Here is a 25,725-nt window from a genome sequence, read left to right on the forward strand (position 1 = left end):
CATGCGCCCGATCGCGCTCAGCTGTGGCGAACCGGCAGGGATCGGCACGGAAATCGCTGCGGCCGCATGGGCAGAGCTGCGCGAACGCTGTCCCTTTGTCTGGATCGGCGACCCGGCACATCTGCCCGGCGAGACACCAGTGGCCCTGGTTGACGACCCGGCGCAGGCGGTAGCGGCCTCCGCCCATGCCCTGCCGGTGCTGCCGCTGCCCTTTGCCGCCCCGACCCAGCCCGGCCGCCCCGATCCGCGCAACGCCGCCGGTGTGATCGCCGCGATCGAACGGGGCGTGGCGCTTGTGCAATCGGGCGCCTGCTCAGCGCTCTGCACCGCACCCATCAACAAGAAGGCGCTGATCGACGGCGCAGGCTTTGCCCATCCCGGTCATACCGAATTCCTCGCCGCGCTCGCGGGGTGTGACCGGGTGGTGATGATGCTGGCCAGCGATCAGCTGCGCGTGGTGCCCGCCACCATCCATATCGCCCTGTCCGAGGTCCCCCGCGTGCTGACCCCGGCACTGCTGCGCGAAACGATCGAGATCACCGCCGCCGGGTTGCGTGAGCGGTTCGCCATCGCCCATCCCCGGATCGCTGTGGCCGGACTGAACCCGCACGCGGGCGAAGGCGGTGCCATGGGGCGCGAGGAAATCGACTGGATCGCCCCGCTGCTGCAAGAGATCACGGGCGATTTCACCCTCACCGGCCCGCATCCCGCCGACACCCTGTTCCACGCCGCCGCCCGCGCCCGCTATGACGCGGCCGTGTGCATGTATCACGACCAGGCGCTGATCCCGATCAAGACGCTCGATTTCGACCGCGGCGTGAATGTCACGCTGGGCCTGCCCTTCGTCCGCACCTCGCCCGATCACGGCACCGCCTTCGATATCGCCGGTAAAGGCATCGCCAACCCGACCAGCCTGATCGCGGCGTTGAAACTGGCCCAGCGCATGGCCACAAGCGGCTAGCTTCTTCATTCCGCCCCAAATACTCCCGCCGGAGGCGGAAAATATCTGGCACTCCCCCCCTGGCTGCGACTAAACCCGACACATCATGAGCGCCATCGACACCCTGCCCCCGCTGCGCGAGGTTATCGCCAACCACCAGCTCTCGGCCCGCAAGTCGCTGGGCCAGAACTTCCTGCTCGACCTCAACCTGACCGCCAAGATCGCGCGGCAGGCCGGGGATCTGAGCGCATGCGATGTGCTGGAGATCGGACCCGGTCCCGGCGGGCTGACCCGAGGGCTGCTGGCCGAGGGCGCACGTCGGGTACTGGCCATCGAAAAGGACCCGAGATGCCTCCCGGCGCTGGCCGAAATCGCCGAGGCCTATCCGGGACGGCTCGCGGTGATCAATGGCGATGCGCTCGAAATCGACCCGCTGGCCCATCTGAGGCCTCCGATTCGCGTCACCGCCAACCTGCCCTATAACGTGGGTACCGAACTACTGGTGCGCTGGCTGACCCCGCGCGACTGGCCACCCTTCTGGCAAAGCCTGACGCTGATGTTCCAGCGCGAGGTGGCCGAGCGGATCGTGGCCCAACCCGGCTCCAAGGCCTATGGCAGGCTGGCGCTGCTGGCGCAATGGCGGGCCGAGGCGCGCATCGTGATGTCGCTGCCGCCCGAGGCCTTCACCCCGCCCCCCAAGGTCTCCAGCGCCGTGGTCCATCTGACTGCCCTGCCCGAACCGCGCTTTCCCGCCGATGCCGCGATCCTCAGCCGCGTGGTCGCCGCCGCCTTCAACCAGCGCCGCAAGATGCTCCGCGCGGCGCTCAAGGGACAGGCCCCCGATATCGAGGACCGTCTGATCGCCGCCGGGATCAAGCCCACCGAGCGCGCCGAACAGGTCTCGCTCGAAGCCTTCTGCGCGCTGGCGCGGGAAATGGAACGCTGAAACGGGCGACACAGAATTTCGCAGAAATTCTGTGTCAGAAAATGGGACATTTTCTGGGCGTTTTCCTTGCAGGAAAACGCCTGTCGTCGCGTTCATGGGCATCGCGACAAAAAACGCCGCCTCCAATCGAGAGACGACGTTTCGAAGCTTCGGCGAACAGGCCCCAGATCCTACTCTGCGGCCTCGGCAGGACCACCCGGTTGTGGATCGGGCGCATCGCCCTCGCCTGCGGCAGGTTTGCGGACACGCGGGCGGCGCGGTGCTTTCTTCTTGGGTTGATCCGCGCCCTCATCGGACGCGGCCGCGACCTCTTCCGATCGCGCGGTGCGGCGTTTGCGGCCTTCGCCCTTGCTTTCCGGGGTTTCGACCAGGCCGCTGGCGTCATCAGGACCTTCGTCTGAGCCGAGGTCGAGCACATCGGGTTGCGGAGCACTGGACGGATCGGCCACCGCTGCGGCGGGCGCGTTGTCGCGCTCCTGACGTTCGGCGCGCTCACGGTCGCGTTCCGCCTGTCGTTCACGGTTCTGGCGTTCCTGTTCTTCGCGGCGGGCGTCGATCTCGCGCTGTGCCTCGCTCAGCAGACGCAGGTAATGCTCGGCATGCTGCTGAAAGTTCTCGGCAGCCACCCGGTCATTGGCCAGCTGGGCATCGCGCGCCAGCTGGTTGTATTTCTCGATGATCTGCTGCGGGGTGCCACGCACCTTGCCCTCGGGGCCCGAGCTGTCGAATACGCGATTGACGACATTGCCGCCAGAGGGCCGGTTGCGGTTGTTCTTCGACCGCGAACGGGATTTGGACGATCTCATATGTTTAACGTCAGCCTTGTTGGTCTTTGCCGATGAACCCGTTCGACGCCGCTTGCGGTTGGTGTTGCCGGACATCGACTTTTTGGGCTTGCTGTCGGGGATGCGCCAAAAGGGGCATCAAGTGCCACGACGCCCCTGAGTAAGCACGTCCCGGCCCGGCAGACAAGAGGTTATGAGTAAAAATATCGGGAATTTGAGGCAAACTGGCACATTTACGCCGCATCCCTGCGGATCATCGTGGCAGATGCGCGGCCACCACCCGGTCACGTCCATCCAGATCCGGAATCACCCTCAGACCCGAAAGGCCCGCAGCCTGAAAGAGGTCCGAGACCGCCCGAGCCTGGGTCGGGCCGATCTCGACCAGCAGCCGGCCGCCGGGCAACAGGTAATCGGGCGCACCCGCGGCGATTTGGCGATAGGCGCCCAACCCGTCTCCGCCATCGGTCAGCGCCAGTTCCGGCTCGTGCTCGCGCACTTCGGGGGCCAGAGAATCCATCTCGCTCAGCGCAATATAGGGCGGATTGGACACGATCAGGTCGAACCGACCCTCGACCACCTCGAACCAGTCCGACCGGCGGATATCGGCGCGCGCGCCAACCCGATGCAGCACCGCATTGGCGCTGGCCTGCAGACAGGCGGCCTCGCTCAGATCGACGCCAAGTCCGGTGGCGCTAGGACGTTCCCCCAGAAGGGTGACCAGAATCGCACCCGATCCGACACCCAGGTCCAGGACCCGGTCGAACGGGGCACTCAGCGCCGCCTCGATCAGGATTTCGGTTTCGGGACGCGGGTCCAGCACCTCTCCCGAGACCTTGAACCGGCGGCCGTAGAAATCGCGTTCGCCCAGCAGGTGCGACACCGGCACGCGTACCGCGCGCAGCGAGATCAGCTGGTCATAACGCTCGGCGATTTCGGGGGCGAGGTCCTCGGGCGCGATCAGGGTCACGCGGCTGGCCTCGATCCGGGCGGCATGGGCTAGGAGCAGCCGCGCGTCGCGGGCCGGATCGGGCACACCGGCGGCCCGCAGCCGGGCGGTGGCGGCAACCATCGCCTTGGCGGCGGTTTGGCCGCTCATTGCCCCATCTCGGCCAACATGCGCGCCTGCCCGTCGGCGATCAGCGCGTCGATCACCTCGTCCAGATCACCCTGCATCACCGCGTCAAGCTTGTAGAGCGTCAGGTTGATGCGATGGTCGGTCATGCGGCCTTGGGGAAAGTTGTAGGTGCGGATGCGTTCCGACCGGTCCCCCGTCCCCACCTGGGCCGACCGGCTGGCAGAGCGTTCGCTGTCCAGCCGCTGGCGTTCCAGATCGTAAAGCCGGGTCTTGAGCACCTGCATCGCGATCTCGCGGTTACGGTGCTGCGATTTCTCGGAACTGGTGACCACGATGCCGCTGGGCAGATGGGTGATGCGCACCGCGGAATCGGTGGTATTCACGTGCTGCCCGCCCGCACCAGACGATCGCATCGTGTCGATGCGGATATCGCCCGGGTCGATCTGGATATCCACATCCTGCGCCTCGGGCAGCACCGCCACCGTCGCGGCCGAGGTATGGATGCGCCCGCCGCTCTCGGTCTCGGGCACCCGCTGTACGCGGTGCACGCCGCTTTCGTATTTCAGTCGGGCAAAGACATTCTCGCCGCTGACCCGCGCCACCACTTCCTTGATGCCGCCCAACTCGGTCTCTTGCAGCTCGATCAGCTCCAGCTTCCAGCCGTGCGCTTCGGCATAGCGGTGGTACATACGCAGCAGATCGCCCGCGAACAGCGCCGCCTCGTCGCCGCCTGTTCCGGGCCGGATTTCCAGCATTGCGGGCCGCGCGTCGGCCTCGTCCTTGGGCAACAGCGCCAGTTGCAACGCGCGTTCGGCCTCGGGCAGACGCGCTTTCAGAACCGGCAACTCTTCTTCGGCGAGCGCCTTCATGTCGGGGTCCCCCAGCATCTCCTTCGCCTCAGCCATATCGGCGCAGAGCTGGCGCCAGGCGGCAATCTGCTCGACCACCGGGCGCAGGTCGGAATATTCCTTGGCCAGACGCGCGATATCGCCGCCCGAGGCACCGTCGGCCATCGCGGCCTCCAGATACTGGAATCGCTGGGTAATCTGGTCGAGGCGTTCTTCTGGGATCATTGCGGCGGTGTCCGATATCCGGGGGCTTTGGTCAAGGGGCTGGGCTGTGCTAGCTTATGTACATGACACGTCTTCTTGCATTGCTCCTGCTCATCGCGCCCCCGGCGCTGGCCGATGTCGTTGGCCCCGGCGGCAAGACCATCGACTGTTATTGCACAGACACCTCCGGCGCGCGGATCGAGCTGGGCGAGACAATCTGCCTGATGGTCGACGGACGCATGTTCATGGCGCAATGCCAGATGTCGCTGAACGTGCCGATGTGGCGCGAGGTGCAACCCGGCTGCCTGTCTTCGCGCCTGTTACCGCAAAGCCGCCAGCCATTGCTCGACACGCGCGCGGTTTACCCCAAGATCTGAGCGTCCGAACCGGTTGCGCGCATGGATCAGCAACAGGTCCCCCTGTTGCCGGGCGGTGGTGTAATCGGGAAAGCCAAAGACACGGGTGCGGGTGACATAGGTCACCATCCCCTCGGTCACCGAACCGGCCAGCACCCGCGTGCGCGGGGCCGTGCGCGCGATGGTGTCGAACCGGGCCAGACCGTCCGCCCCCGTTTCGACCCGGCGCAGGACGCCGCCCCGCATGTCGCGGTCCGCGGTGACCTGCGGTGCACGGTGCCAGCGCGCCGGGTCCGAAGGGGCCAGCCGGATCCAGGCCAGACCCAGCACCACCAGCGCGATCAGGAACCAGATCAGCATCCGCACCGCTCAGCGCGCCCGCACGCCGGGCAGCACGCAGAGCAGTTCATAAAGCAGGTTGGCCGCCGTCAGCGCGGTATTGCCCGAGGTGTCATAGGGCGGAGAGACCTCGACCAGATCACAGCCGACGATTTTCAGCCCCCTGAGTGCCTGGATCAGTTCCAGCGCCTGCGGCGTGGTCAGCCCGCCAATCTCGGGCGTGCCGGTACCAGGCGCATAAGCGGGGTCCAGACTGTCGATATCATAGGTGACATAGACCGGCCGGTCGCCGATATCGCGGCGGATCTCGTCACCCAGCGGCTTCAGGCTGCGGTGCCACAACTCCCACGCCGGGAAGTGCTGAAACCCCCAGCCCTGCGCCTCGGTAAAGTCGGTGGCGGCATAGCCCGAGCCGCGAATGCCGATCTGATAGGTCTTGTCGGGTTGGATCAGTCCCTCTTCATAAGCGCGGCGGAACACGGTGCCGTGGGTTTCCCGCTCGCCGAACATCTCGTCGTTCACATCCGCATGGGCATCCACATGCACCAGCGCCACCGGGCCATGTCTGGCCGCAATCGCCCGCAGGATCGGCAGGGTGATCGAGTGATCTCCGCCCATCGCCACCGGGATCACCTCATGGGTCAGGATCGCGTCGTAACTTTCCTTGATGATGCGCAAACTGTCGGCCAGTGAAAACGTGTTGATCGCCAGATCGCCGATATCGGCAATCTGTAAGCTGTCAAAGGGCGCCGCCCCGGTCGCCATGTTATAGGGCCGGATCATCGCGCTTTCCGCACGGATCTGTTTCGGCCCGAACCGCGTGCCCGAACGCCACGAGGTGCCGATATCCATCGGTATTCCCAGAATGGCCACGTCCAGCCCATCCAGCGCCTGCGCCTGCGGCAGCCGCATGAAGGTGTTGGGCCCCGAGAACCGGGCCAGATCGTTGCCGCCGATGGGCTGGTTGTACTCGCTCATGCGCGCCCTCCTGCTGTCCAGGTGCAAGCTTTCCCAGATTTCCGCACAACTGACAATTGCTGAAACAGGGCGGTGCCCGGCCCGCTATACGCCCTCAAGGCCGATGGCACGGTTGAGCTCGGCCCCGAGATTTGCCGCGCGATAGACCGGGAACGGCACCCGCTGCGACAGGTCCAGATCACGCCGCAGCCAGTCGTGATCCTCCAGCTGTTTCAGCGACACCGACAGCGCCCGGTCCGTGATCGGGGACAGGTCGGAGCGGATCGCCGAAAACCGCCTGGGCTGGCCGGTCAGCGCCAGAATCGGCACCGTCCAGCTGCGCCGCAACAAGGCGCCCTCGGCCGCGCCGGGCATGGCATCAAGCAGCCGGGCCGCCAGCGCGGCGGCCTCCTGCCCGGATGCGGTCAGCCGAAACTCGGGCCGCAGCGGATGGCCATGACCCGGGTTCCGCTCCAGCAGCCCAAGCTGCAACAGATGCGCAAGGCTTGCCGCAAAGGCGGTGCGCCCCGCGCCGGTCGCGGTCAGCAATGGCGCCTGCCGTCCCGGTAAGCCCTGATGCAGGTTCGCGAGGATCGGCAGGGACCAGGTCCGTGCGGTCAGCTTGACAAGCAGGTTTATGTCCATAAAGTATAGTTACTATATTTTAAGAAAAGGATAAACCCCATGCCCCTCGCCACATTGGACACCACAATCACACTGGCGCTGTCGGTCCGGGACCGCCACGCCAGCGCCGAATGGTATCGCGAGACATTGGGATTCGAACTGATCCACCACATCGACGAGGCGGGGTGGAGCGAGATGCGCACACTGACACCGGGCGTGACCCTGGGCCTGGGCGAACAGGCGGAACCGACGCCCGGCAACACGGTGCCGGTCTTCGGAGTCGCTGATATCGCCAGCGCCCGCGCCGCGATGGAGGCGGCGGGCATCCGTTTTGACGGCCCGACCGAGACGATCGAGGGTATGGTAAGCACCGCTACGTTCTATGACCCGGACGGCAACGCGCTGATGCTGGCGCAGGACCTGACACAATGCGCCTGACCCGCCCCCGCTCGGGCAGCAGGGGCGGATAGACCGCGTTTCAGCCTGCGGCCGCCCCACAGAGCTTGGTCCACCCCAGCAGGCAGATGATCTGGGTCGCCACATGCGCCCCCGCAATCGCGGTGGCCCCTGAGGTGTCGAAGGGCGGAGAGACCTCGACCACGTCGCCGCCCTTGATGTTGATCCCGCCCAGATCGCGCAACATGATCGCCGCCTGAAGCGAGGTCAGCCCGCCCCAGACCGGGGTGCCGGTGCCGGGCGCAAAAGCCGGGTCCAGCGCGTCGATGTCGAATGTCAGATAGACCGGATTGTCTCCCACGATCTGTTTGACCTTTTTCGCCACCGCCGCCGGGCCGCTCTCCTCGACCTCGCGCGGGTCGATGATGTTGACGCCCAACGTGTCCTCGTTGGTGGTGCGGATGCCGATCTGGACCGAACGCGCGGGGTCCACCAGCCCCATCTTCACCGCCTTGTAGAACATGGTACCGTGGTCGACGCGGTCCATGTTGTCATCGGGCCAGGTGTCTGTGTGGGCATCGAACTGCACCAGCGACATCGGCCCGTATTTCTCGGCATAGGCCTTGAGGATCGGGAAGCTGATATAGTGATCGCCCCCCAGAACGACCGAGGCAACATCCGCCGCCAGAATGGTGCGGATATGCTCGGTCACCCGGCCTGGAAAGCTTGGCACATCGGCATAGTCAAAGGCCAGGTCGCCATAATCCACGATGGCCAGATCGCTCAGCGCCTTGAACGGCCAGCCATAGGGCTCGTCCATGGATTGCAGCGTGCTGGCCTCGCGGATGGCACGCGGCCCAAGGCGGGTTCCGGGCCGGTTGGTCACCGCCTGGTCGAAAGGCACGCCGGTCACCGCGACGTCGACGCCACGCAGGTTCTTGGTATAAAGCCGTCGCAGGAAGGATACCGCCCCCCCAAACGTATTTTCAAAGGACAACCCTTTGAGTTCCGGTACGGTGAACGCCTCGTCCACCGCTGATTTCGCATCTTCTAGAGCCACTTCTGCTTGCTCCTCCTTGGGTTCCCGGCGGGTTGGCGACGCGCGTGAACGTCAAGCCACCGGCTGTGCCTTCTCCACGATCCGTGCAAAGAAGGACGCCCCCACCGGCGCGATCTCGTCGTTGAAATTGTATTTCGGATGGTGCAGCCCGGCACTGTCGCCCTGACCGATGAACAGATAGGCGCCCGGCCGCTTTTCCAGCATATAGCTGAAATCCTCGGCCCCCATCTCGCGCCCGCCATCGGCCACCACATTGGCCGCGCCCGATACCTCGCGCGCCACCTCGGCGGCAAATTCGGTCTTGGCGGCGTCGTTGACGGTGGCGGGATAGCCCACCACATAGTCCAGCTCTGCGGTCACCCCGTAAGAGGCCGCCTGCCCCGCCACGATCTCCTTCATCCGGCGCATCACCATCTTTTGCACAGCCGGGTCAAAGGTGCGCACCGTACCGTTCAGATAGGCGGTATCGGGGATCACGTTGTTGACGGTGCCCGCATGGATCTGGGTGACCGAGACCACCAGGTCGTCCAGCGCATAGTGGTTCCGGCTGACGATTGTCTGGATCGCCTGCGCGATACCACAAGCCGCCATCACCGGGTCGATGGTTTCATGCGGCATCGCGCCATGGCCACCGCGCCCCTGGATATGGATCTCGAACGTGTCGACCGCCGCCATCAGCGGCCCCGGCGTGGTATAGAACGACCCCTCCTTGTGGCCCGGCGCATTGTGCAGCGCATAGACCTGGGCAATGTCGAACCGGTCGAGGATGCCCTCGCGCACCATGATATCGGCGCCACCGCCCTCTTCCTCGGCAGGCTGGAAAATCAGCGCCACCCGGCCACTGAAGTTGCGGGTCTCGGCCAGATAACGCGCCGCGCCCAGCAACATCGTCGTATGCCCGTCATGGCCACAGGCATGCATCTTGCCCGGATGGGTCGAGGCATAGTCGGCCCCGGTCTCCTCAGGGATCGGCAGCGCGTCCATATCCGCCCGCAACCCGATGGTGGGGCCGTCACCCTGCCCGTTTATGATCGCCACGATGCCGGTGCTGGCGATACCCTCGTGCATCTCGTCGACCCCGAACTCGCGCAGCCGCTCGGCCACGAATGCCGCGGTCTGGTGGCAGTCGAACTCCAGTTCGGGGATGGTGTGCAGATGCTGGCGCCAGGCAGTCATGTCGGCGGCGAATTCGGCGATACGGTTGATGACGGGCATGGGGGTGGACTCCGGGGCCTTGCTGCGGGATGGATGCATCTGACACTGGAACGAGGAGCGCCGCAATGCCCGATGATACGCTGATCCACGACCAATCGGCCGGAATCGAGCGCCTGCTGGAGATCATGCGCCGCCTGCGCGACCGGGATACCGGCTGTCCATGGGATATTGAACAGGACTTCGACACCATCGCCCCCTACACGATCGAAGAGGCCTATGAGGTCGCCGACGCGATCGAGCGCGGCGCCTGGGACGAACTCAAGGGAGAACTGGGCGATCTGCTGTTCCAATCGGTGTTTCATGCGCAGATGGCGGCCGAGGCCGGGCATTTCACCTTTCAGGACGTGGTGCGCACCATGTCCGACAAGATGGTTGACCGCCACCCGCATGTGTTCGGAGACGAGACCCGCGACAAGTCTGCCGAACAGCAGACCCGCGACTGGGAGACGATCAAGGCCGCTGAACGGGCGGAGAAGGCCCAGCAAGGCGCGCTCGACGGCGTAGCACTCGGCCTGCCCGCCCTGCTGCGCGCCTTCAAGCTGCAAAAACGCGCCGCCCGAGTGGGCTTCGACTGGGGCGATGTGGGTCCGGTGCTCGACAAGATCGCCGAAGAGACCCGCGAACTGGTCGAGGCGCGCAACAGTCTCGATGCGGATGCCATCGAGGATGAATTCGGCGACCTCCTCTTTGTCCTCGTCAACCTCGGCCGTCACCTCGGCGTCGAGCCAGAGGCCGCGCTGCGCCGCACCAATGCCAAGTTCACCCGCCGCTTCGCCCAGATCGAGGCGCGGCTGGCGACACGGGGCAAGACCCCCGAAGAGAGCACCTTGGACGAGATGGACGCGCTCTGGAATCAGGTCAAGGCTCAGGAAAAAGCCCGCCCCTGACCCTTCATTCCGCCGCAAATACTCCGGGGGAGCGCCGCCAGGCGCTGGGGCAGCGCCCCTCTGTCCCCCTCTGGACAGACGCCTGCGCACCTGTCACCACTGACCCCGACACGACCGGAGACACCCATGCCCCCCCGCAAGATCATCATCGACACCGATCCCGGCCAGGACGACGCGGTTGCCATCCTGCTGGCATTGGCCAGCCCCGACGAGATCGAGGTGCTGGGCATCACCGCCGTGGCCGGAAACGTGCCGCTGCCGCTGACCGCGAAAAATGCCCGCATCATCTGCGAATTGGCCAGACGGCCAGATGTACCGGTCTATGCCGGGTGCGACGCGCCCATCGCGCGCAAACTGGTCACCGCCGAGCACGTGCATGGCAAGACCGGGCTCGACGGCCCCGATCTGCCCGATCCGGTGATGCCGCTGCAAGACACCCATGCCGTCGACTTCATCATCGACACCCTGCGCGCCCAGGCGCCGGGTACGGTGACGCTCTGCCCGCTGGGTCCGCTCACCAATATCGCCACCGCCTTCAGCCGCGCCCCCGACATCGTCGGCCGCGTGCAGGAAATCGTGCTGATGGGCGGCGCCTATTTCGAGGTGGGCAACATCACCCCCGCCGCCGAATTCAACATTTACGTCGACCCCGAAGCCGCTGATATCGTGTTCAAATCCGGCACCCCCATCGTCGTCATGCCGCTTGATGTCACCCACAAGGCGCTGGTCACCAAGGCACGCAACGACGCCTTCCGCGCGCTCGGCACTCCCGCCGGCATCGCGGTCGCCCAGATGACCGACTTCTTCGAGCGCTTCGACAAGGAGAAATACGGCTCCGAAGGCGCCCCCCTGCACGATCCCTGCGTTACCGCCTATCTGCTCGCCCCCGATCTGTTCTCGGGTCGTCACATCAATGTCGCGGTCGAGATCGGTTCGGAACTGACCCTCGGCATGACCGTCGCCGACTGGTGGCGGGTCACCGACCGGGCGCCCAACGCGCTCTTCATCGGCGACATTGACGCCCACGGCTTTTTCTCCCTGCTGACAGACCGATTGGCACGGTTATGAGCGCCGCGCTGCACCTCGCCCGTCCCGAGGACCTCGACCGGTTGACCGCCATGGTCGGCACCTTTCACGCCGAACAGGGTCTGCATGGGTCTGAGGAGGCCCGCCGCGAGGCCCTGCAGCCGCTGCTCGACGGCATCCCGCATGGCTGTGTCTACCTTATCGGCCCCGCCCGCGCGCCTCTCGGCTATGTCATCGTTACCTTTGGCTGGTCGGTGGAATTCGGCGGGCTGGACGGGTTCATCAAAGAGATTTGGCTGCGCCCGGCCGTGCGCGGCCGCGGTATCGCCAGAGAAGTGCTCGGCCAGCTGCCCAAGGCGCTGGCCGCCGCCGGAATGAGGGCCCTGCATCTCGAGGTCGACCGCCGAAACGAAGCTGCCCAGCGGCTCTTCGCCCGCGCCCGTTTCGCCCCCCGCCCGGACGAGATGCTGATGAGCAAGCGCCTCTGACCGCACGACCCCAGCGCCAGCCGTGGCGAAGACGCGACCCGATACACCGCCAGTCAGCGTTTCCGGCTTCCCGAAACCTGTTCTGCAAGATCAAGGAAATCCCGCGCCACCAGATCCCAATCACTTTCCGGGCGCAGATCCCGCACCTGTCCCGGCCCATGCTCGCGCGGGCGTGGCACGAAACCGGTCCGCATCCCCACCGCCCGCGCCGCGGCCAGGTCGTCGTTATGCGCGGCGACCATCATCACAGACTCAGGCGGCAGGCGCAGCGCAGCGCAGGCGGCTAGGTAGACCTCTGGCTGCGGCTTGTATCCTCGCGCGATATCCGCCCCCAGAATGCAATCCCAAGGCAGGCCGGCGTGGCGCGCCAGCCGGGTCATCAGGGCAATCGACCCGTTCGAGCACGGCGCGATGATCACCTCTCTCTTGAGCTGCTCCAGCCCGGCCACCACATCGGGCCAGGGGTCAAGCCGCTCCCAGGCCGCATTCAGGCGCAACCGGTCCGGGATCTCGATCGCAAAAGCCTGTGCCACCCGGTCGAGATTCTCCAGATGCAGATCGTCGAGCGGCACATAACCCCGCGCGCCATCGCGAACCCGCGCCATCGCCGGGTCGTATTCGGCGCGCCAGGCTGTCGCAAAGGCCTCGGCATCAATGTCTGGCAGAAGCGCCGAAACCGCGCGTGAGACCGATCCGCGCCAGTCCACGCAGGTTCCGAACACGTCGAAAATCAGGGCGTCTATCATTCCGCTTCCGTCGCCTGCCACATTTCGTGCTAGCATCGGCGCATAGCACATGGAGGATTTCAATGCCCAAAGCCTATATCGTCGCCCATATTCGCGTCCACGATCCCGAAACGTTCGAGCGTTTCAAATCCATGTCGGCCCCGGCGATCAAGGACTTCGGCGGCCGGGTCCTTGTTCGCAACCCGAACATCGATCACCGCGAGGGCGCGGCCACCGGAACCTGCATCATCGTCGAATTCGACAGCCTCGAACAGGCCCGCGCTTTCTACGAGTCCGAGGCCTACACGGCTGCGCGTCTGGTCCGTGAAGAGGCGGCCGAGACCGATCTGGTCATCGTGGAAGGGGTATAGATCGCCAAACCCTGCCGGCCGTCCCGGCAAAAGCTCTTCTTTCTGGTTGGAAATACTCCGGGGGTGAGGCCCGCACGGGCCGAGGGGGCAGCGCCCCCTTGGACACGCCTCACAGGCGCATTTCGAAAAAGCGCAGGAAGTCGCGGGCAATCTCGGGCGGATCGTAATATGGACCTCGCCGGGCGAACCCCATCGCGTCATACAGCCTCTGCGCCGCCTCCAGCGGCGCACCCGTATCCATCCGTATCAGCAAGAACTCCTGCTCCCGGCAGGCCTGGACCAACGCGTTCATCAACGCCAGCCCCGCACCCTGCCCGCGCGCCGCGTCGGTCAGATAGACCCGCTTGATCTCGGCAATGCCGGGTTCCAGCGTGTGAAACATGCCGCAGCCGACAGGCTCACCCCGCGCCAGCACCAGCCGTATCCCGCCCGTTGGAGCCGCGTGCTCCTCCTCCAGCCGGTCAATCACCGCAGCATATTTTTCAACCGGATAGAAGGTTTCGGCGATCACCTTGCTCTGCGGTGACACCGCGAGCAGAAAATCGCGGTATTGCCAGCATAGCTGTCGGACCGCGTCAAACTGCTCGGTCGTTTGTGGTGTTACGATCTCGATCACGGTCCCCTCCGACGCTCCGAAGGGAACCATATCAGAGAGGTCCTCAACCGCGAAGGATCGAACGGCCGGCGTATTCGGCGACCTCGCCCAAGGCTTCCTCGATCCGGATCAGCTGGTTGTACTTGGCCAGCCGGTCCGAACGCGCCAGCGAGCCGGTCTTGATCTGACCGCAATTGGTCGCCACAGCCAGATCGGCGATGGTGGCATCCTCGGTCTCCCCCGACCGGTGGCTCATCACGTTGGTGTACCGCGCGCGGTGCGCCATATCGACGGCCCGCAGCGTCTCGGTCAATGATCCGATCTGGTTCACCTTCACCAGCATCGAGTTGGCACAGCCCTTGGCGATCCCCTCGGCCAGACGCGCCGGGTTGGTCACGAACAGATCGTCGCCTACCAGTTGCACCTTGCCACCCAGACGGTCGGTCAGCGCCTTCCAGCCCGCCCAGTCATCCTCGGCCATGCCATCCTCGATCGAGATGATCGGATAGTCGGCAACCAATGCCGCCAAATAGTCGACATTCTCTTCGCTTGAAAGGGTTTTCCCTTCGCCAGCAAAGACATATTTCCCATCCTTGAAGTATTCGGTGGCCGCGCAATCCAGCGCGAGGTGAATATCGTCACCCGGCTTGTAGCCTGCCTTCTCGATGGCTTTCAGGATGAAATCCAGCGCGTCCCGAGTGCTCGACAGGTTCGGGGCAAACCCGCCCTCGTCGCCCACACCAGTCGCCAGACCCGCCGCCGACAGTTCCTTCTTCAGCGTGTGGAACACCTCGGCTCCCATGCGCACCGCGTCGCGGATATTCTCCGCCGCCACCGGCATGATCATGAATTCCTGGATGTCGATCGGGTTGTCGGCATGCTCGCCGCCATTGATGATATTCATCATCGGCACCGGCAGCACCCGGGCCGAAGTGCCCCCGACATAGCGATAGAGCGGCTGCGTGGTGAAATCCGCCGCCGCCTTGGCCACGGCCAGCGACACGCCCAGGATGGCGTTGGCGCCCAGCCGGCCTTTGTTCTCGGTCCCGTCCAGTTCGATCATCGCCGCGTCGATGGCCACCTGCTCGGTGGCGTCAAAGCCAACCAGTTCCTCGGCGATCTCGCCGTTGACGGCGGCCACCGCCTCCAGCACGCCCTTGCCCATGTAGCGATTTTTGTCGCCATCGCGGCGTTCGACCGCCTCATAGGCACCGGTCGACGCCCCCGAGGGCACGGCGGCGCGGCCCATGGTGCCGTCTTCCAGAACCACGTCGACCTCGACGGTCGGATTGCCCCGGCTGTCCAGAATCTCGCGCGCGTGAATGTCGATGATGGTGCTCATGAAATCGGTCCCCGACTCTGCAATTGGATTGCCGCTCTCATAACAGCCGCGGGGCGAAAGTAAACCTCACCTGCTATCGCTAACACGCGCAAAAACGCGCAGTTAGGGCTAACAAATCGCTGTTTGCGCCAACAATCCACCGCGACCGCTCAACCCATTGCAAAGGCCAGTTCCCGCGCCAGCCGCCGTTCGCGCAGAAAGGTGTAAAGCCCCGAGCCGATGATAAGCGCGCCGCCCGCCAGAGTGGGCCAATCAGGCCGCTCGCCAAACACCAGCACCCCGGCAAGCAGCGAGAACAAGAGCCGAGTATAGCGGAACGGCGTCACGACCGAGGCCTCGCCCACGCGCATCGCGGTGACGATGCCGTAATAGCCCAGAACCCCGAACAGGATCGCGCCCGCATAGGGGACCCAATGGCCCGGCTCGACCGGAACCAGCGCGGTCCCCGAGACCAACAGTATCCCGCCCCCGCCAAGGATCAACGCCAGATAGGCCTGGAACGACACCACCGCCGAGGCCACATGCGCGTCGATCCGCCGGGTGATCAGATCGCGCGCCGCCACGCTGATGACCGAGGCCACGACAAGAAGCTGCGCAGGCTGGAACCCGGCCATGCCGGGGCGGATGATCATCAGGACACCGACAAAGCCGACCGTGATGGCGCTCCAGCGGCGCCAGCCCACCTGTTCACCCAGAAACAGCGCCGCCCCCATCGTCACCACCAGCGGCATCGCCTGGAACACGGCCGCAACGGTGGACAGGTCGACCAGTGACAGAGCCGTGGCAAAGGTCAGCGCGCTCACCGCCTCGGTCGCGGCGCGGATCAGCAACAAGGGCGACCAGGCGGCGCGGCTGAACACCCGCTTGCGCGTGGCGACTGCCATGGTCAGGAAGGTGGCCGAACAGAACACCCCCAACACCAGCAGGATCTGCCCGATTGGTACCGTGACGGACAGTTTCTTGATAAACATGTCCTCGATCGAAAAGGCCGCCATCGCGGCGACAACCAGCAGGATGCCGTGTACGTTGTTCATGGGTCAAAGCCTCTCGCTGGCCGCAAGGGGCCGGGTCCACTTTCAGCCAAAGCGTATGTTCGGTGCCGCGGCAAGCGTAAACGCGGCGCCACCGATCAAAAGACGTGGAGCCCCCCATCGCGCCGGGTGATGGCAAAGCGTTCGGGCTCCGCCCTTTTCCTGTCAACAAAGCCCAATCCGCGCTATGCTTGGCGATATCCGACATCAGCCCTCTCGATTGGACATGACATGACCCGCCTCTTTGCATCCGCCGCCCTCTGCCTCGTGACCGCCACAACCGCAGGCGCCTGCCCTTGGGCAGGCGGCACTTATGAATTCAGGGAACATGGCATCTACGGTAATTTCGCGGTCAATGGCGACTGCACCGAACTGGTCTGGGACCGTCTCAGCAACGCGCCCGAGACCACAGCGCTTGCGCGCAGCAAACATGGCTGGACAGGCAAGCTCGAAAAGGCTGACGTGGAACTGCTCGACAATGGCGAAAACCTGCGGGTGACCGGCACTGGCGGCGCCATGCGTCAGGTCCGGGCAAGGCCCGCAGACTGACGCCCCTCCCCTTCATTTCGCCGAAAATACTCCGGGGGAAGCCTACAAAATTCGACGAATTTTGTAGGCTGGGGGCAGCGCCCCACAGCAGCGTCCCCGAAATGCCTAGCCCTTGCGGATCGGCACCCCGTACAGCTCAAGCTTGTGCCCTTTGAGACGATAGCCCAGCTTCTCGGCGATCCGTTCCTGCAGCGCCTCGATCTCGGGGTCGCAGAACTCGATCACCTCGCCGGAATTCATGTCGATCAGGTGGTCGTGATGGTCGCGCTCGGCATCCTCGTATCGCGCCCGCCCGTCGCCGAATTCCAGCCGGTCGAGTATCCCCGCCTCCTCGAACAGTTTCACCGTCCGGTAGACCGTGGCGATCGAGATCGCCGAATCCATCTTCGAGGCGCGCGCATACAGCTCCTCGACATCGGGATGATCGTCGCTGTCCTCCAGAACCCGGGCGATGACCCGGCGCTGGCCGGTCATGCGCAGGCCCTTGGCCTCGCAACGGGCGATGATCGGTTGGGACATGGGCGCATCCTGTCTCGGCATTCGGGAATCCCGTTTACATGCTGATGCGCCACAGGGCCAGCGGCGATTGGCAGGCAAAGGTTGACTTTTACCCGCCAAGGCGCCACATGGGCGCTAACGCCATTGTCCTCTGCCGCGTGAGCAGACCAGATAAGACGTGCGGGGAAAACCCGCCCGGCCCACAAAGGAAGGGCCGCAACAGGACAGGCGCAACCGTTCCCACATTCACGCATGGGGCAAACCGCTGGACCGATCCGGGGCATGAGGCTGCCGGATCCGAGGCTCCGCGGACCCGCTCGTGACGCCGTGCCATTTGGGGTGCGGCGCGAAAGGATTTTTGTGAGCGATTTTGACATGATGGGGCTCGATGATGCCCTGGTGAGCCGGCTGACCGCTATGGGCATCACCGAACCGACCCCGATTCAGGCGCGTGCCATCCCCGAGGCGCTGAACGGCCATGACGTGATGGGCCTGGCCCAGACCGGCACCGGCAAGACCGCCGCCTTTGGCGTGCCGCTGATCACCCTGCTCAGCCGGGTTGGCCGCAAACCGGCGCGCGGGACCGTGCGCGGGCTGGTGCTGGCCCCCACCCGCGAACTGGCGCAACAGATCGCCGAAACGCTCAAGGCGCTGACCGAGGATACCCCGCTCAAGGTGGCGATCGTGGTGGGCGGCGTGTCCATCAACCCGCAGATCAAGCGGCTGGAACGCGGCATCGACATACTGGTCGCCACCCCGGGCCGCCTGATGGACCTGATGGAACGCCGCGCCGTCGATCTGGGCAGCTGTTCCTTCCTGGTGCTGGACGAGGCCGACCAGATGCTCGACCTCGGCTTCATCCACTCGCTGCGCAAGATCGCGGCGGTGCTGCCGAAAGAGCGCCAGACCATGCTGTTCTCGGCCACCATGCCCAAGCTGATGAACGAGATCGCCCAGAGCTATCTCAACAGCCCGCGCCGGATCGAGGTCTCGCCCCCGGGCAAGGCCGCCGACAAGGTCACGCAAGTGGTGCATTTCATCGCCAAGGCCGCCAAGACCGATCTGCTGATCGAGCTTCTGGACAGCCACCGCGACGAGCGCGCCATCGTGTTCGGGCGCACCAAATGGGGCTGCGAGAAGCTGGCCAAGACGCTGGAAAAGGCCGGTTTCGCCACTGCCGCCGTGCATGGCAACAAAAGCCAGGGCCAGCGCGACCGCGCCATCGCCGCCTTCAAATCGGCCGATGTACGGGTGCTGGTGGCCACCGATGTGGCCGCGCGCGGGCTCGACATCCCCGACGTGAAACATGTCTACAACTACGAATTGCCCAATGTACCCGATGCCTATGTGCACCGGATCGGCCGCACCGCGCGGGCGGGCAAGGACGGCGCCGCGGTGGCCTTCTGCGCCCCTGACGAGATGGAGGAACTGGCCGCCATCCAGAAGGTGATGAAGAGCGCGATCCCGATCGCCTCGGGGCGTCCCTGGCAGCCGATCGAAGATCCGGCCAAACCGGCGGCCCGCAAGGGGCCCGGCGGCGCTGCCGGCAAGCCCGGCGGCGGCAATGGCAACCGCCGTCGACGCGGCGGTCGTGGCAGCGGCGCGGCACGCAAGGCGGCCTGAGTGTAAACGACAGGGTCTGACCCGCTCAGGGTCGGACCCCATCCCGGACCAGATCGGATCGGGCAAGGCAGCACCGCCATCCCAACGCCCTTCTTGACCGAGGCGATGCTGGTCGTGCCGCGATGCGGGGCGATCTGTGTCAGCCGCAGAGGTTCTGTCCCTCCGCATCCTGTCCGCAAAGCCAGTCCAGAAATACACGCGCAGCGGGTTTCCCGGCGCCGCGCGGGGTGATGTTGCAATAATAGCCTCGCCCGGTGCGACATTCATGGCACGACGCCAGAACGAGCGCGCCACTTTCCAGCTGGTCATCCATAAAGGGTCGCCAGCTCAACCCAATTCCCATGCCGTTATGCACCGCCCGGTTATGCACCATGAAGCTGTGAAACCGATCGTGCCGGGGCGGGCTGGGTGGTGTCACGCCGCTGCCCTCGAAAAACCGTTGCCAGTCGTCGAAATGGGACTCAGCGCTCAGATGCAAGAGCCGTTCAGCCGCCAGCTCGGCCCGGCTGAGCGGACCGCGCCCGCCCAGTACAGCGGGCGCACAGACCGCAACCAACCGTTCCGGGATCACACGCTGCGATACCATTCCCGCCAGCCCCGCCGTGCCAAAGGTCACTAGCAGGTCACAGGTTGCGGGGTCGTAATCGGGGTTCTGGTCGCGGGTTACGACCTGAAGCGCGATCTCGGGGTGGCGCGATTGGAATGCTCCCATCCGGGGCAACAGGTAATAGCTGGTAAAGCCCATCGCGGCGTTAACCACCAAGGCGGCTTGCCCGTCATGCTCTCGCACACGGTCCAGCCCTTCGTGCAGCGCTTCGAACCCCGCCGAGACCGCCCGCGCCAGCAACGCGCCTTCGACGGTCAGGGTCAGGCGCGGCTTGGTCCGTTGGAACAGGGTCACGCCCAGATCGGCCTCAAGCTGTGCCACCTGCCGGCCCACTGCCGGGCCCAGCACGTTGAGCTCGCGCGCAGCACGGGTAAAGCTCAGATGCCGGGCCGCCGCGTCAAAGGCCTGGATTTGGTGCAGGGGCAAGCTGGGGCGCGTCATCATCGTTCATTCAAAGAAATATCAAGCTTCCCCTTTAACCTATTTTTTAGTTGATTGCATCCCGTTACGCTTCACCGCAGGACGGATGAGCCGTGCCCGTGGATGCCTTGTCAAGGACGCAAGCAATGCAGGACCCCAACAGCAAGCTGACCCTTGCCAGCGGTCGCACTCGCTTGCCCGCGACAGAGGTGCAATCCAGGCTCGACGCGATTTTCCAGGCTCTGGGGTTTGATCCCGACATCGCCGATGAGGTGGCCGCGCATCTGGTCGATGCCAGCATGTCGGGAGTGGAAAGCCACGGGGTGATGCGGGTGCTGGAATATGCCGCCCAGGTCGAAAGCGGCTATCTGACGCCCTCGGGCCGCCCACGGGTGGTGCGCGACGACGCAGGCGGCCCGACTCGGGTCGAGGCAGATGGCGGGATCGGCATCCCCGCCCTGCGGCTGGCCTATGATACCTGCTGTGACGAGGCGCGCGCGCGGGGTCTGTCGGCGCTGTCGATCCGTCACGTGGGCCATACCGGGCGGCACGGCGCCTTTGCCGAGGCGGCGGCCGAGGCCGGGTGCCTGACCATTTGCCTGGGCGGCGGCAATCGCCAGACTTGGCGGCAGGTGGCGCCCCATGGCGGCGCCCGCGCCATGCTGCCCACCAACCCCTGGTGCATCGGCATTCCCGGTGGCGGCCGGGGGCCGGTGGTGCTGGATTTCGCCACCTCGATGATTGCGGGCGGCTGGATCTATGCGGCGCGCTCGGCCGGGGCGTTGCTGCCCGAGGGCTGCGTGATCGACGCCGCAGGCCACCCCACCCGCAACCCCGAGGATTACTTTGCCGGGGGCGCCATCCTGCCGGCGGGCGGGCACAAGGGTTTTGGCCTTGCCCTGCTGGGCGAGCTGGTGGGCGAGGCGCTGCTGGGCCCCTCGACCACCGAATGCAACTGGCTGCTGATCGCGCTCTCGGCAGAGCGGTTCCGAGATGCCCCCGCCATGGCCGCCGCCGCCGAAGAGGTGCTGGACGAGCTGCGCCGCTGCCCGCCCGCGCCGGGCAGTTCCGGTGTCGAGATCCCGGGCGAGCGCGAACGCGCGCACCGGGCGGCCTCGGGCGGCGTCGTGTCGGTCCCGCGCGACACCTGGAGACAGATCGAGACATTGGCCGACAGGCTGGAAGTATCCGCGACATGAGTAGACGCAAACGCAGAGCCACCCCCGAGACCAGTCCCATAGAGCGACCCGCGACCGCCGCCCATGGTGGCAGTTGGCACCCGGTCCCGGCCGAGGCGGTCACGCAACTGGCCGAGGCGGCGATCATCATCCTCACCACAATCGGCATGGCTGAGGCCCCGCCGGTCGTCTGCGATGCCATCCTTGCGGCAGGGGGTCGCCTGGATCAGGGCCGCCTTCTCTACCCGCGCGCCCTGATCGAGGCGACGCTGGCCGAAATGCCGCGCCGGGTGCTGCTGGCCGGTCAGGACCCGACCCATGACCTGAGCGTGGGCGGCACCCGCGCCTATGCCGGCACCGGGGGCGCCGCGCCCAATGTGATGGACGCAGAGAGCGGCGACTACCGTCCTTCCAGACTTGCCGATCTCTTCGATGCCGCCCGGCTGGCCGATGCGCTGGATCATGTGCAGTTCTTCGCCCGCTCGCTGGTGGCGGGTGACGTGGCCGATCCGCTGCGCTTCGACCTGGCCACCGCCGCCGCCGCGCTGGCGGGTACCGCCAAACACGTGATGGTGCAGGCAACCGAACCGGGCCATGTGGCGCCGCTTGCCGCGCTCTGCCACCGGATTGCGGGCGGCGAGGCGGCGTTCCGCGCCCGGCCCTTCCTGTCGCTCAACATCAACCACGCGGTGCCCCCGCTCAGGTTTCACGCCGAAAGCGCCGAGGTGATGGCCGAGGCGGTCCGCGCGGGCATCCCGGTGCATTGCAACGTGTTCGGCCAGCTGGGCGCGTCGAGCCCGGTGACGCTGGCGGGATCGGTGGCGCAGACCCTGGCCGAGACGCTGGCGGGGCTGGCCTTTGTCCATGCGCTCGACCCGAACGCGCCGCGCATCGCGGGACCGCGCCCGATGATCACCGACCTGCGCAGCGGCGGGCTGGCGGGCGGTGCGGGCGAACAGGCGATGGCCACCGGGCTGGCGGTGCAGGTGCTGCGGTTCTGGGACCTGCCCTGTTCGGTGATCGCGGGCGCCACCGACAGCAAGCTGCCCGATTTCCAGTCCGGTTACGAAAAGGCGCTGACCATCAACACCGCGCTTCAGGCCGGGGCCAATCTGATCACCCAGGCGGCGGGCAGTCAGGCCGGGCTGATGGCGGTACATTTCGGCGCCATGGTGGCCGACAATGACATGCTGGGCGCGATCCTGCGCGCCAATATCTCGCCTGAAATCACGTCCCAGACACTGGCGCTGGAGGCGATTGCCGAGGTGGTGCGCGGCGAAGGCCATTTTCTGGGCCGTCCCGAGACCTATGCCCGGATGCGCAGCGACTTCCTCTACCCCGAGATCGCAGACCGCGCGCAACTTGGCGACTGGGCCCTGGGCGCGCGCGCCGACATGGGTGCGCGTGCTGCTTCCCGTGCCGCCACGCTGCTGGGTCGCCATTGGCCCAACCACCTGCCACCCGACCTGCGCGCCGATCTGGCCCATCAGTTCGGACTACCGGTTGAAAAGGAGCCTTCCTCATGAAAATCGCAATCGTGGGCTGCGGCGCCATGGGGTCGATCTATGCCGCCCGCCTGGCCGAAGCCGGGCATCAGGTGCGGGCCGTGGACATGTGGGCCGCGCATGTGGCGGCGATCAATGCCGGGGGCCTGCGTGTGGACGGGCCATCGGGAACGCTCCTGTCCCGCCAGGTCAAGGCGGTGGAGCACCTGTCACCGGCCGACCCCTGCGACCTCTATATCCTGGCGACCAAGGCGGCGGGCGTCGAACCGGCGGCGCGGGCCATCGCGGCCACGATGCCGGAACATGCGCTGGTGCTGACGATCCAGAACGGTCTGGGCGCGGGCGAACGCATCGCCCGCCACCTGCCCGCCGACCGGGTGCTGCTGGGCGTGGCCGAGGGGTTCGGCGCCGCCATGGTCGGGCCGGCCCATGTGCGGCACACAGCGATGAAGCTGATCCGGCTGGGCGCCATGACCGGCGGCGACGATCCGCGCCTGGAACAGGTGGCCGGGATCTGGCGCAGTGGCGGGTTCGAGGTCGAGACCTTTGCCGATATCGACCGGCTGATCTGGGAAAAGCTGTTGTGCAATGTCACGCTGTCGGCCCCCTGCACCGCCTTTGGTTGTACCGTTGCCGATCTGCGCGCCGATCCCAAACGCTGGGCGGTGGCACTGGGCTGCATGGCCGAGGCATATGCGGTCGGCCGCGCGCGCGGGGTGGCGTTCTCCTTTGACGACCCGGTTGCCTATGTCACCGCCTTTGCCGAGCGGGTGGGCACGGCCAAACCCTCGATGTTGCAGGATCACGAGGCGGGGCGGCGCTCCGAGCTTGAGGCGATCAATGGCGCCATCCCGCCGCTGGGCGCTGAGGTGGGGATCGCGACCCCCTATAACGATACACTCTGCGCGGTGATCCGCGCACGCGAAGCGACATTTGGGGGAGACCGGACATGAGACTTGCATCGTTCCTTGTTGACGGCGCACCCGGTTATGGGGTGATCACCGATGCGGGTGCGCATCCCGCCCTGCCCGCGCTGTGCGCCACCTGCCCCACCCTGCGCGACTATCTGCGCACCCACCCGGTGGCCGATCTGCCGGGCCAATGCGGCGCGGCGCTGTCGCTGGAGGGTCTCGTCTGGCTGCCGCCGATCCCCGAGCCGGGCAAGATCATCTGCGCCGGCATGAACTATCGCAAACCCTATCCGGTCGATGGGGTGCCGCCGCCCGATCCGGGCCATGTGGTGCTGTTCTCGCGCCATCCACAAACGCTGGTGGGCCATGGCGCCCCGCTAGAAATGCCGCAAGGTGCCGCAGCCGAAAGCTTTGATTTCGAAGGTGAGATCGTTGCGGTGATCGGTCGGCCCGGTCGCCATATCGCGCCCGAGGCCGCACTGGGCCATGTGCTGGGCTATTCGGCGATGAACGAAGGTTCGGTCCGGGGCTGGATGAAACACTCGGTCCATGCAGGCAAAAATTTCCACACCTCGGGCAGTTGGGGGCCGTGGATCACCACCGTTGACGAGGCAGGCGATATTGCCGGGATGTCATTGCAAACGCGGGTGAATGGCACCCTGATGCAGTCCGATAGCGGCGCCGGGATGATCTTTGGTCTGGCTGAGCTGATCGCCTATATCTCGCATATCCAGCCGCTGGAGACAGGCGACATCATCGCCACCGGCTCGCCAGACGGCACCGGAGGCAGCCGCACACCGCCCGCCTTTCTGCGCCTGGGCGACCGGGTGGCCGTTACTGTCGGCGGTGTCGGCACGCTGGAAAACATCGTGGGCGCGCCATGAACACGGCCTCTCATCTGGCCCGCTTTGTCGTGACTGCCCGGCCCGACCCGGCGGTCGAGGCGGTCGCCGCCCCCGCCATTCTCGATTGCATCGCCTGTATCCTTGCCGGGGCCGACAGCCCTGCGGCAAGCCGCAGCCGCGCCGCGCTGGCACCGTTGGGCAACGGCCCGGTACCGGTTCTGGGCACGGCGCTGACCCTGCCCGCCCCGACGGCGGCGCTTGTGAACGCGGTCGCCGGTCATGCCTGGGACATGGACGACTGGGAGGAACCGGGCAACACCCATCCCACCGTTGTCCTGTTCCCAGCGCTGCTGGCAGCGGCGCATCTGCGCCCCGTCAGCGGCGCCGAGTTGCTGGCGGCCTATGCGGTCGGGATCGAAGTGATCATGCGGCTGGGTGAGGCGATCACGCTCGACCATTACAAACGCGGCTTTCACGCCACTGCGACGCTGGGCGCCATCGGCGCGGCAGCGGCGGTGGCACGGCTGCTGGGGCTGAGCGCGGATCAGGCGGAACATGCGCTGGCGCTCTCGGTCTCGCAGGCGATGGGCTATACCGCGCAATTCGGCAGCACCGCCAAACCACTTCAGGCCGGGTTCGCCGCGCGCACCGGGGTCGAGGCGGCGCTGCTGGCCCGGGCGGGTGCCACCGCGCAACCGCATGTGCTGGATGACAGGCGCGGCTTTGTCGGGTTGCTGGCGCCGCATGATCCGGCGCGGCTGGCCGCGATCCCCGATCAGTTGGGCTCGCCCTGGGGCCTGTTGCAATACGGGCTGGCCTTCAAGCCCTGGCCATCCTGCGGCTATACCCACCGGCTGATGACGGCAGCGGCCGAAATCCGCACCCGCCTGAACGGCGAGACCGCCGGTATCGTCGCGATCCGGGCCAGCCTGCCCGATTTCCACCACGCGATCCTGCCCTTTCACCAGCCCCGCAACCAGGCCGAGGCGCTGTTTTCCGCCCCCGCCTCGGTTGCGCGGATGCTGGTTTCTGGCGGGCTGACGCTGGCCGATGGCACCGCCGAATTCTGGACCGAGCCCGAGATCCGCCGTCTGATCGCGCTGACCGAATTGCGCGCCGAGCCGGTGCGTGACCGCTCGCTGAACTTTGATCCCGAGCAGCCCGATCGCCTGCACGTCACACTTTCCGACGGCCTTGAACTGAGCGCCAGTTGCGCCTATCCGCTGGGCGCACCACAGAACCCGATGCCGCCCGACCGGCTTGCGGCGAAATGGCACGAGATCACCGGGCGCCCTGTGTCGCAGTATCACGTCTTGCTGCGCTGGCCACAGGCCGCCGATATCGCCACATTTCTGCGGCAGGAGGCGGGTTGAAACGTT

At 66.0% G+C, this 25,725-nt stretch carries 29 protein-coding genes; 15 read left to right on the forward strand and 14 right to left on the reverse strand.

Annotated features, from left to right (window positions below):
* Nucleotide 1 precedes the first annotated feature (1 nt).
* Both pdxA and rsmA read left to right on the forward strand, forming a co-directional pair.
* Nucleotides 2-961, forward strand: coding sequence for a 4-hydroxythreonine-4-phosphate dehydrogenase PdxA (pdxA, locus tag AC2FNA_RS02525; RefSeq protein ID WP_496824202.1), 960 nt, complete (start codon nucleotides 2-4; stop codon nucleotides 959-961).
* Nucleotides 962-1,046: 85 nt separating this feature from the next.
* Nucleotides 1,047-1,886, forward strand: a complete 840-nt coding sequence (gene rsmA / locus AC2FNA_RS02530) for a 16S rRNA (adenine(1518)-N(6)/adenine(1519)-N(6))-dimethyltransferase RsmA (RefSeq protein WP_496824204.1) — start codon at nucleotides 1,047-1,049, stop codon at nucleotides 1,884-1,886.
* 170 nt (nucleotides 1,887-2,056) lie between these two features.
* Here the strand turns inward: rsmA and AC2FNA_RS02535 are convergent, their stop codons facing one another.
* From AC2FNA_RS02535 to prfA, 3 genes are all read right to left on the reverse strand, one after another.
* A complete protein-coding gene (locus AC2FNA_RS02535) occupies nucleotides 2,057-2,692 on the reverse strand; it encodes a DUF4167 domain-containing protein (protein WP_496824206.1) in 636 nt (211 codons plus the stop codon).
* 232 nt (nucleotides 2,693-2,924) lie between these two features.
* On the reverse strand, nucleotides 2,925-3,767 hold the full coding sequence (prmC, locus tag AC2FNA_RS02540) for a peptide chain release factor N(5)-glutamine methyltransferase (RefSeq protein WP_496824208.1): 843 nt from the start codon (nucleotides 3,765-3,767) through the stop codon (nucleotides 2,925-2,927).
* Nucleotides 3,764-4,819, reverse strand: coding sequence for a peptide chain release factor 1 (gene prfA, locus AC2FNA_RS02545; RefSeq protein WP_496824209.1), 1,056 nt, complete (start codon nucleotides 4,817-4,819; stop codon nucleotides 3,764-3,766). The genes prmC and prfA overlap by 4 nt, the downstream gene beginning before the upstream one ends.
* Nucleotides 4,820-4,881: 62 nt before the next feature.
* Between prfA and AC2FNA_RS02550 the strand changes: the two genes are divergently transcribed.
* The gene (locus tag AC2FNA_RS02550; RefSeq protein ID WP_496824210.1) at nucleotides 4,882-5,175 is read left to right on the forward strand and encodes a hypothetical protein; all 294 of its coding nucleotides are present in this window, start codon (nucleotides 4,882-4,884) and stop codon (nucleotides 5,173-5,175) included.
* Here AC2FNA_RS02550 and AC2FNA_RS02555 read toward each other — a convergent pair.
* From AC2FNA_RS02555 to AC2FNA_RS02565, 3 genes are all read right to left on the reverse strand, one after another.
* On the reverse strand, nucleotides 5,119-5,514 hold the full coding sequence (locus AC2FNA_RS02555; protein ID WP_496824212.1) for a DUF1499 domain-containing protein: 396 nt from the start codon (nucleotides 5,512-5,514) through the stop codon (nucleotides 5,119-5,121). The two genes, AC2FNA_RS02550 and AC2FNA_RS02555, sit on opposite strands and share 57 nt — an antisense overlap.
* A 9-nt stretch (nucleotides 5,515-5,523) precedes the next feature.
* Nucleotides 5,524-6,471, reverse strand: coding sequence for an agmatinase (gene speB / locus AC2FNA_RS02560; RefSeq protein ID WP_496824213.1), 948 nt, complete (start codon nucleotides 6,469-6,471; stop codon nucleotides 5,524-5,526).
* A gap of 84 nt (nucleotides 6,472-6,555) precedes the next feature.
* On the reverse strand, nucleotides 6,556-7,095 hold the full coding sequence (locus AC2FNA_RS02565; RefSeq protein ID WP_496824214.1) for a winged helix-turn-helix transcriptional regulator: 540 nt from the start codon (nucleotides 7,093-7,095) through the stop codon (nucleotides 6,556-6,558).
* Nucleotides 7,096-7,134: 39 nt separating this feature from the next.
* On the opposite strand from AC2FNA_RS02565, the gene AC2FNA_RS02570 reads away from it, so the two are divergent.
* Nucleotides 7,135-7,512 (forward strand): VOC family protein, encoded by a 378-nt coding sequence (locus AC2FNA_RS02570; protein WP_496824215.1) that lies wholly within the window; start codon nucleotides 7,135-7,137, stop codon nucleotides 7,510-7,512.
* Between the two features lie 40 nt (nucleotides 7,513-7,552).
* On the opposite strand, the gene speB (AC2FNA_RS02575) is transcribed toward AC2FNA_RS02570, so the two are convergent.
* Nucleotides 7,553-8,530 carry an agmatinase gene (gene speB, locus AC2FNA_RS02575; RefSeq protein ID WP_496824217.1) on the reverse strand — a complete coding sequence of 326 codons (978 nt, stop codon included), beginning with the start codon at nucleotides 8,528-8,530 and terminating at the stop codon, nucleotides 7,553-7,555.
* Nucleotides 8,531-8,581: 51 nt separating this feature from the next.
* Nucleotides 8,582-9,745: a M20 aminoacylase family protein gene (locus AC2FNA_RS02580; protein WP_496824218.1), complete on the reverse strand. Its 1,164-nt coding sequence runs from the start codon at nucleotides 9,743-9,745 to the stop codon at nucleotides 8,582-8,584.
* Nucleotides 9,746-9,810: 65 nt separating this feature from the next.
* On the opposite strand from AC2FNA_RS02580, the gene mazG reads away from it, so the two are divergent.
* The 3 genes from mazG (at nucleotide 9,811) to AC2FNA_RS02595 (ending at nucleotide 12,146) form a co-directional block, all read left to right on the forward strand.
* A complete protein-coding gene (gene mazG, locus AC2FNA_RS02585; RefSeq protein WP_496824220.1) occupies nucleotides 9,811-10,632 on the forward strand; it encodes a nucleoside triphosphate pyrophosphohydrolase in 822 nt (273 codons plus the stop codon).
* 126 nt (nucleotides 10,633-10,758) lie between these two features.
* Complete coding sequence (locus AC2FNA_RS02590; RefSeq protein ID WP_496824222.1) at nucleotides 10,759-11,700, forward strand: nucleoside hydrolase; 942 nt, start codon at nucleotides 10,759-10,761, stop codon at nucleotides 11,698-11,700.
* Nucleotides 11,697-12,146: a GNAT family N-acetyltransferase gene (locus AC2FNA_RS02595; RefSeq protein WP_496824224.1), complete on the forward strand. Its 450-nt coding sequence runs from the start codon at nucleotides 11,697-11,699 to the stop codon at nucleotides 12,144-12,146. Before AC2FNA_RS02590 ends, AC2FNA_RS02595 begins: the two co-directional genes overlap by 4 nt.
* A 53-nt stretch (nucleotides 12,147-12,199) precedes the next feature.
* On the opposite strand, the gene AC2FNA_RS02600 is transcribed toward AC2FNA_RS02595, so the two are convergent.
* Nucleotides 12,200-12,892 (reverse strand): haloacid dehalogenase type II, encoded by a 693-nt coding sequence (locus AC2FNA_RS02600; protein WP_496824225.1) that lies wholly within the window; start codon nucleotides 12,890-12,892, stop codon nucleotides 12,200-12,202.
* Nucleotides 12,893-12,954: 62 nt separating this feature from the next.
* Here AC2FNA_RS02600 and AC2FNA_RS02605 point away from each other — a divergent pair, with 62 nt between their 5' ends.
* Nucleotides 12,955-13,242 (forward strand): DUF1330 domain-containing protein, encoded by a 288-nt coding sequence (locus AC2FNA_RS02605; protein WP_496824227.1) that lies wholly within the window; start codon nucleotides 12,955-12,957, stop codon nucleotides 13,240-13,242.
* A 109-nt stretch (nucleotides 13,243-13,351) separates the two neighbouring features.
* Here the strand turns inward: AC2FNA_RS02605 and AC2FNA_RS02610 are convergent, their stop codons facing one another.
* The 3 genes from AC2FNA_RS02610 to AC2FNA_RS02620 form a co-directional block, all read right to left on the reverse strand.
* Nucleotides 13,352-13,858 (reverse strand): GNAT family N-acetyltransferase, encoded by a 507-nt coding sequence (locus AC2FNA_RS02610; RefSeq protein WP_496824229.1) that lies wholly within the window; start codon nucleotides 13,856-13,858, stop codon nucleotides 13,352-13,354.
* Nucleotides 13,859-13,901: 43 nt separating this feature from the next.
* Nucleotides 13,902-15,179: a phosphopyruvate hydratase gene (gene eno / locus AC2FNA_RS02615; protein ID WP_496824231.1), complete on the reverse strand. Its 1,278-nt coding sequence runs from the start codon at nucleotides 15,177-15,179 to the stop codon at nucleotides 13,902-13,904.
* A 149-nt stretch (nucleotides 15,180-15,328) separates the two neighbouring features.
* A complete protein-coding gene (locus AC2FNA_RS02620; RefSeq protein ID WP_496824233.1) occupies nucleotides 15,329-16,213 on the reverse strand; it encodes a DMT family transporter in 885 nt (294 codons plus the stop codon).
* A 228-nt stretch (nucleotides 16,214-16,441) separates the two neighbouring features.
* On the opposite strand from AC2FNA_RS02620, the gene AC2FNA_RS02625 reads away from it, so the two are divergent.
* Nucleotides 16,442-16,759 (forward strand): hypothetical protein, encoded by a 318-nt coding sequence (locus AC2FNA_RS02625; RefSeq protein ID WP_496824235.1) that lies wholly within the window; start codon nucleotides 16,442-16,444, stop codon nucleotides 16,757-16,759.
* A gap of 105 nt (nucleotides 16,760-16,864) precedes the next feature.
* Here the strand turns inward: AC2FNA_RS02625 and AC2FNA_RS02630 are convergent, their stop codons facing one another.
* Complete coding sequence (locus AC2FNA_RS02630) at nucleotides 16,865-17,278, reverse strand: Fur family transcriptional regulator (protein WP_496824237.1); 414 nt, start codon at nucleotides 17,276-17,278, stop codon at nucleotides 16,865-16,867.
* Between the two features lie 339 nt (nucleotides 17,279-17,617).
* Between AC2FNA_RS02630 and AC2FNA_RS02635 the strand changes: the two genes are divergently transcribed.
* Nucleotides 17,618-18,880, forward strand: a complete 1,263-nt coding sequence (locus tag AC2FNA_RS02635; protein ID WP_496824238.1) for a DEAD/DEAH box helicase — start codon at nucleotides 17,618-17,620, stop codon at nucleotides 18,878-18,880.
* A 139-nt stretch (nucleotides 18,881-19,019) separates the two neighbouring features.
* On the opposite strand, the gene AC2FNA_RS02640 is transcribed toward AC2FNA_RS02635, so the two are convergent.
* The gene (locus AC2FNA_RS02640) at nucleotides 19,020-19,931 is read right to left on the reverse strand and encodes a LysR substrate-binding domain-containing protein (RefSeq protein ID WP_496824240.1); all 912 of its coding nucleotides are present in this window, start codon (nucleotides 19,929-19,931) and stop codon (nucleotides 19,020-19,022) included.
* 122 nt (nucleotides 19,932-20,053) lie between these two features.
* Between AC2FNA_RS02640 and AC2FNA_RS02645 the strand changes: the two genes are divergently transcribed.
* Genes AC2FNA_RS02645 through AC2FNA_RS02665 form a run of 5 tightly spaced genes read left to right on the forward strand, consistent with a single transcriptional unit; the run spans nucleotide 20,054 to nucleotide 25,719 of the window.
* Nucleotides 20,054-21,106, forward strand: a complete 1,053-nt coding sequence (locus AC2FNA_RS02645) for an Ldh family oxidoreductase (RefSeq protein ID WP_496824242.1) — start codon at nucleotides 20,054-20,056, stop codon at nucleotides 21,104-21,106.
* Nucleotides 21,103-22,611: a trimethylamine methyltransferase family protein gene (locus AC2FNA_RS02650; protein WP_496824244.1), complete on the forward strand. Its 1,509-nt coding sequence runs from the start codon at nucleotides 21,103-21,105 to the stop codon at nucleotides 22,609-22,611. The genes AC2FNA_RS02645 and AC2FNA_RS02650 overlap by 4 nt, the downstream gene beginning before the upstream one ends.
* Complete coding sequence (locus AC2FNA_RS02655) at nucleotides 22,608-23,543, forward strand: ketopantoate reductase family protein (RefSeq protein WP_496824246.1); 936 nt, start codon at nucleotides 22,608-22,610, stop codon at nucleotides 23,541-23,543. Before AC2FNA_RS02650 ends, AC2FNA_RS02655 begins: the two co-directional genes overlap by 4 nt.
* A complete protein-coding gene (locus AC2FNA_RS02660) occupies nucleotides 23,540-24,385 on the forward strand; it encodes a fumarylacetoacetate hydrolase family protein (protein ID WP_496824248.1) in 846 nt (281 codons plus the stop codon). The genes AC2FNA_RS02655 and AC2FNA_RS02660 overlap by 4 nt, the downstream gene beginning before the upstream one ends.
* A complete protein-coding gene (locus tag AC2FNA_RS02665; RefSeq protein WP_496824250.1) occupies nucleotides 24,382-25,719 on the forward strand; it encodes an MmgE/PrpD family protein in 1,338 nt (445 codons plus the stop codon). Before AC2FNA_RS02660 ends, AC2FNA_RS02665 begins: the two co-directional genes overlap by 4 nt.
* Nucleotides 25,720-25,725 lie beyond the last annotated feature (6 nt).

Source organism: Ruegeria sp. YKSD163 (assembly GCF_059612905.1).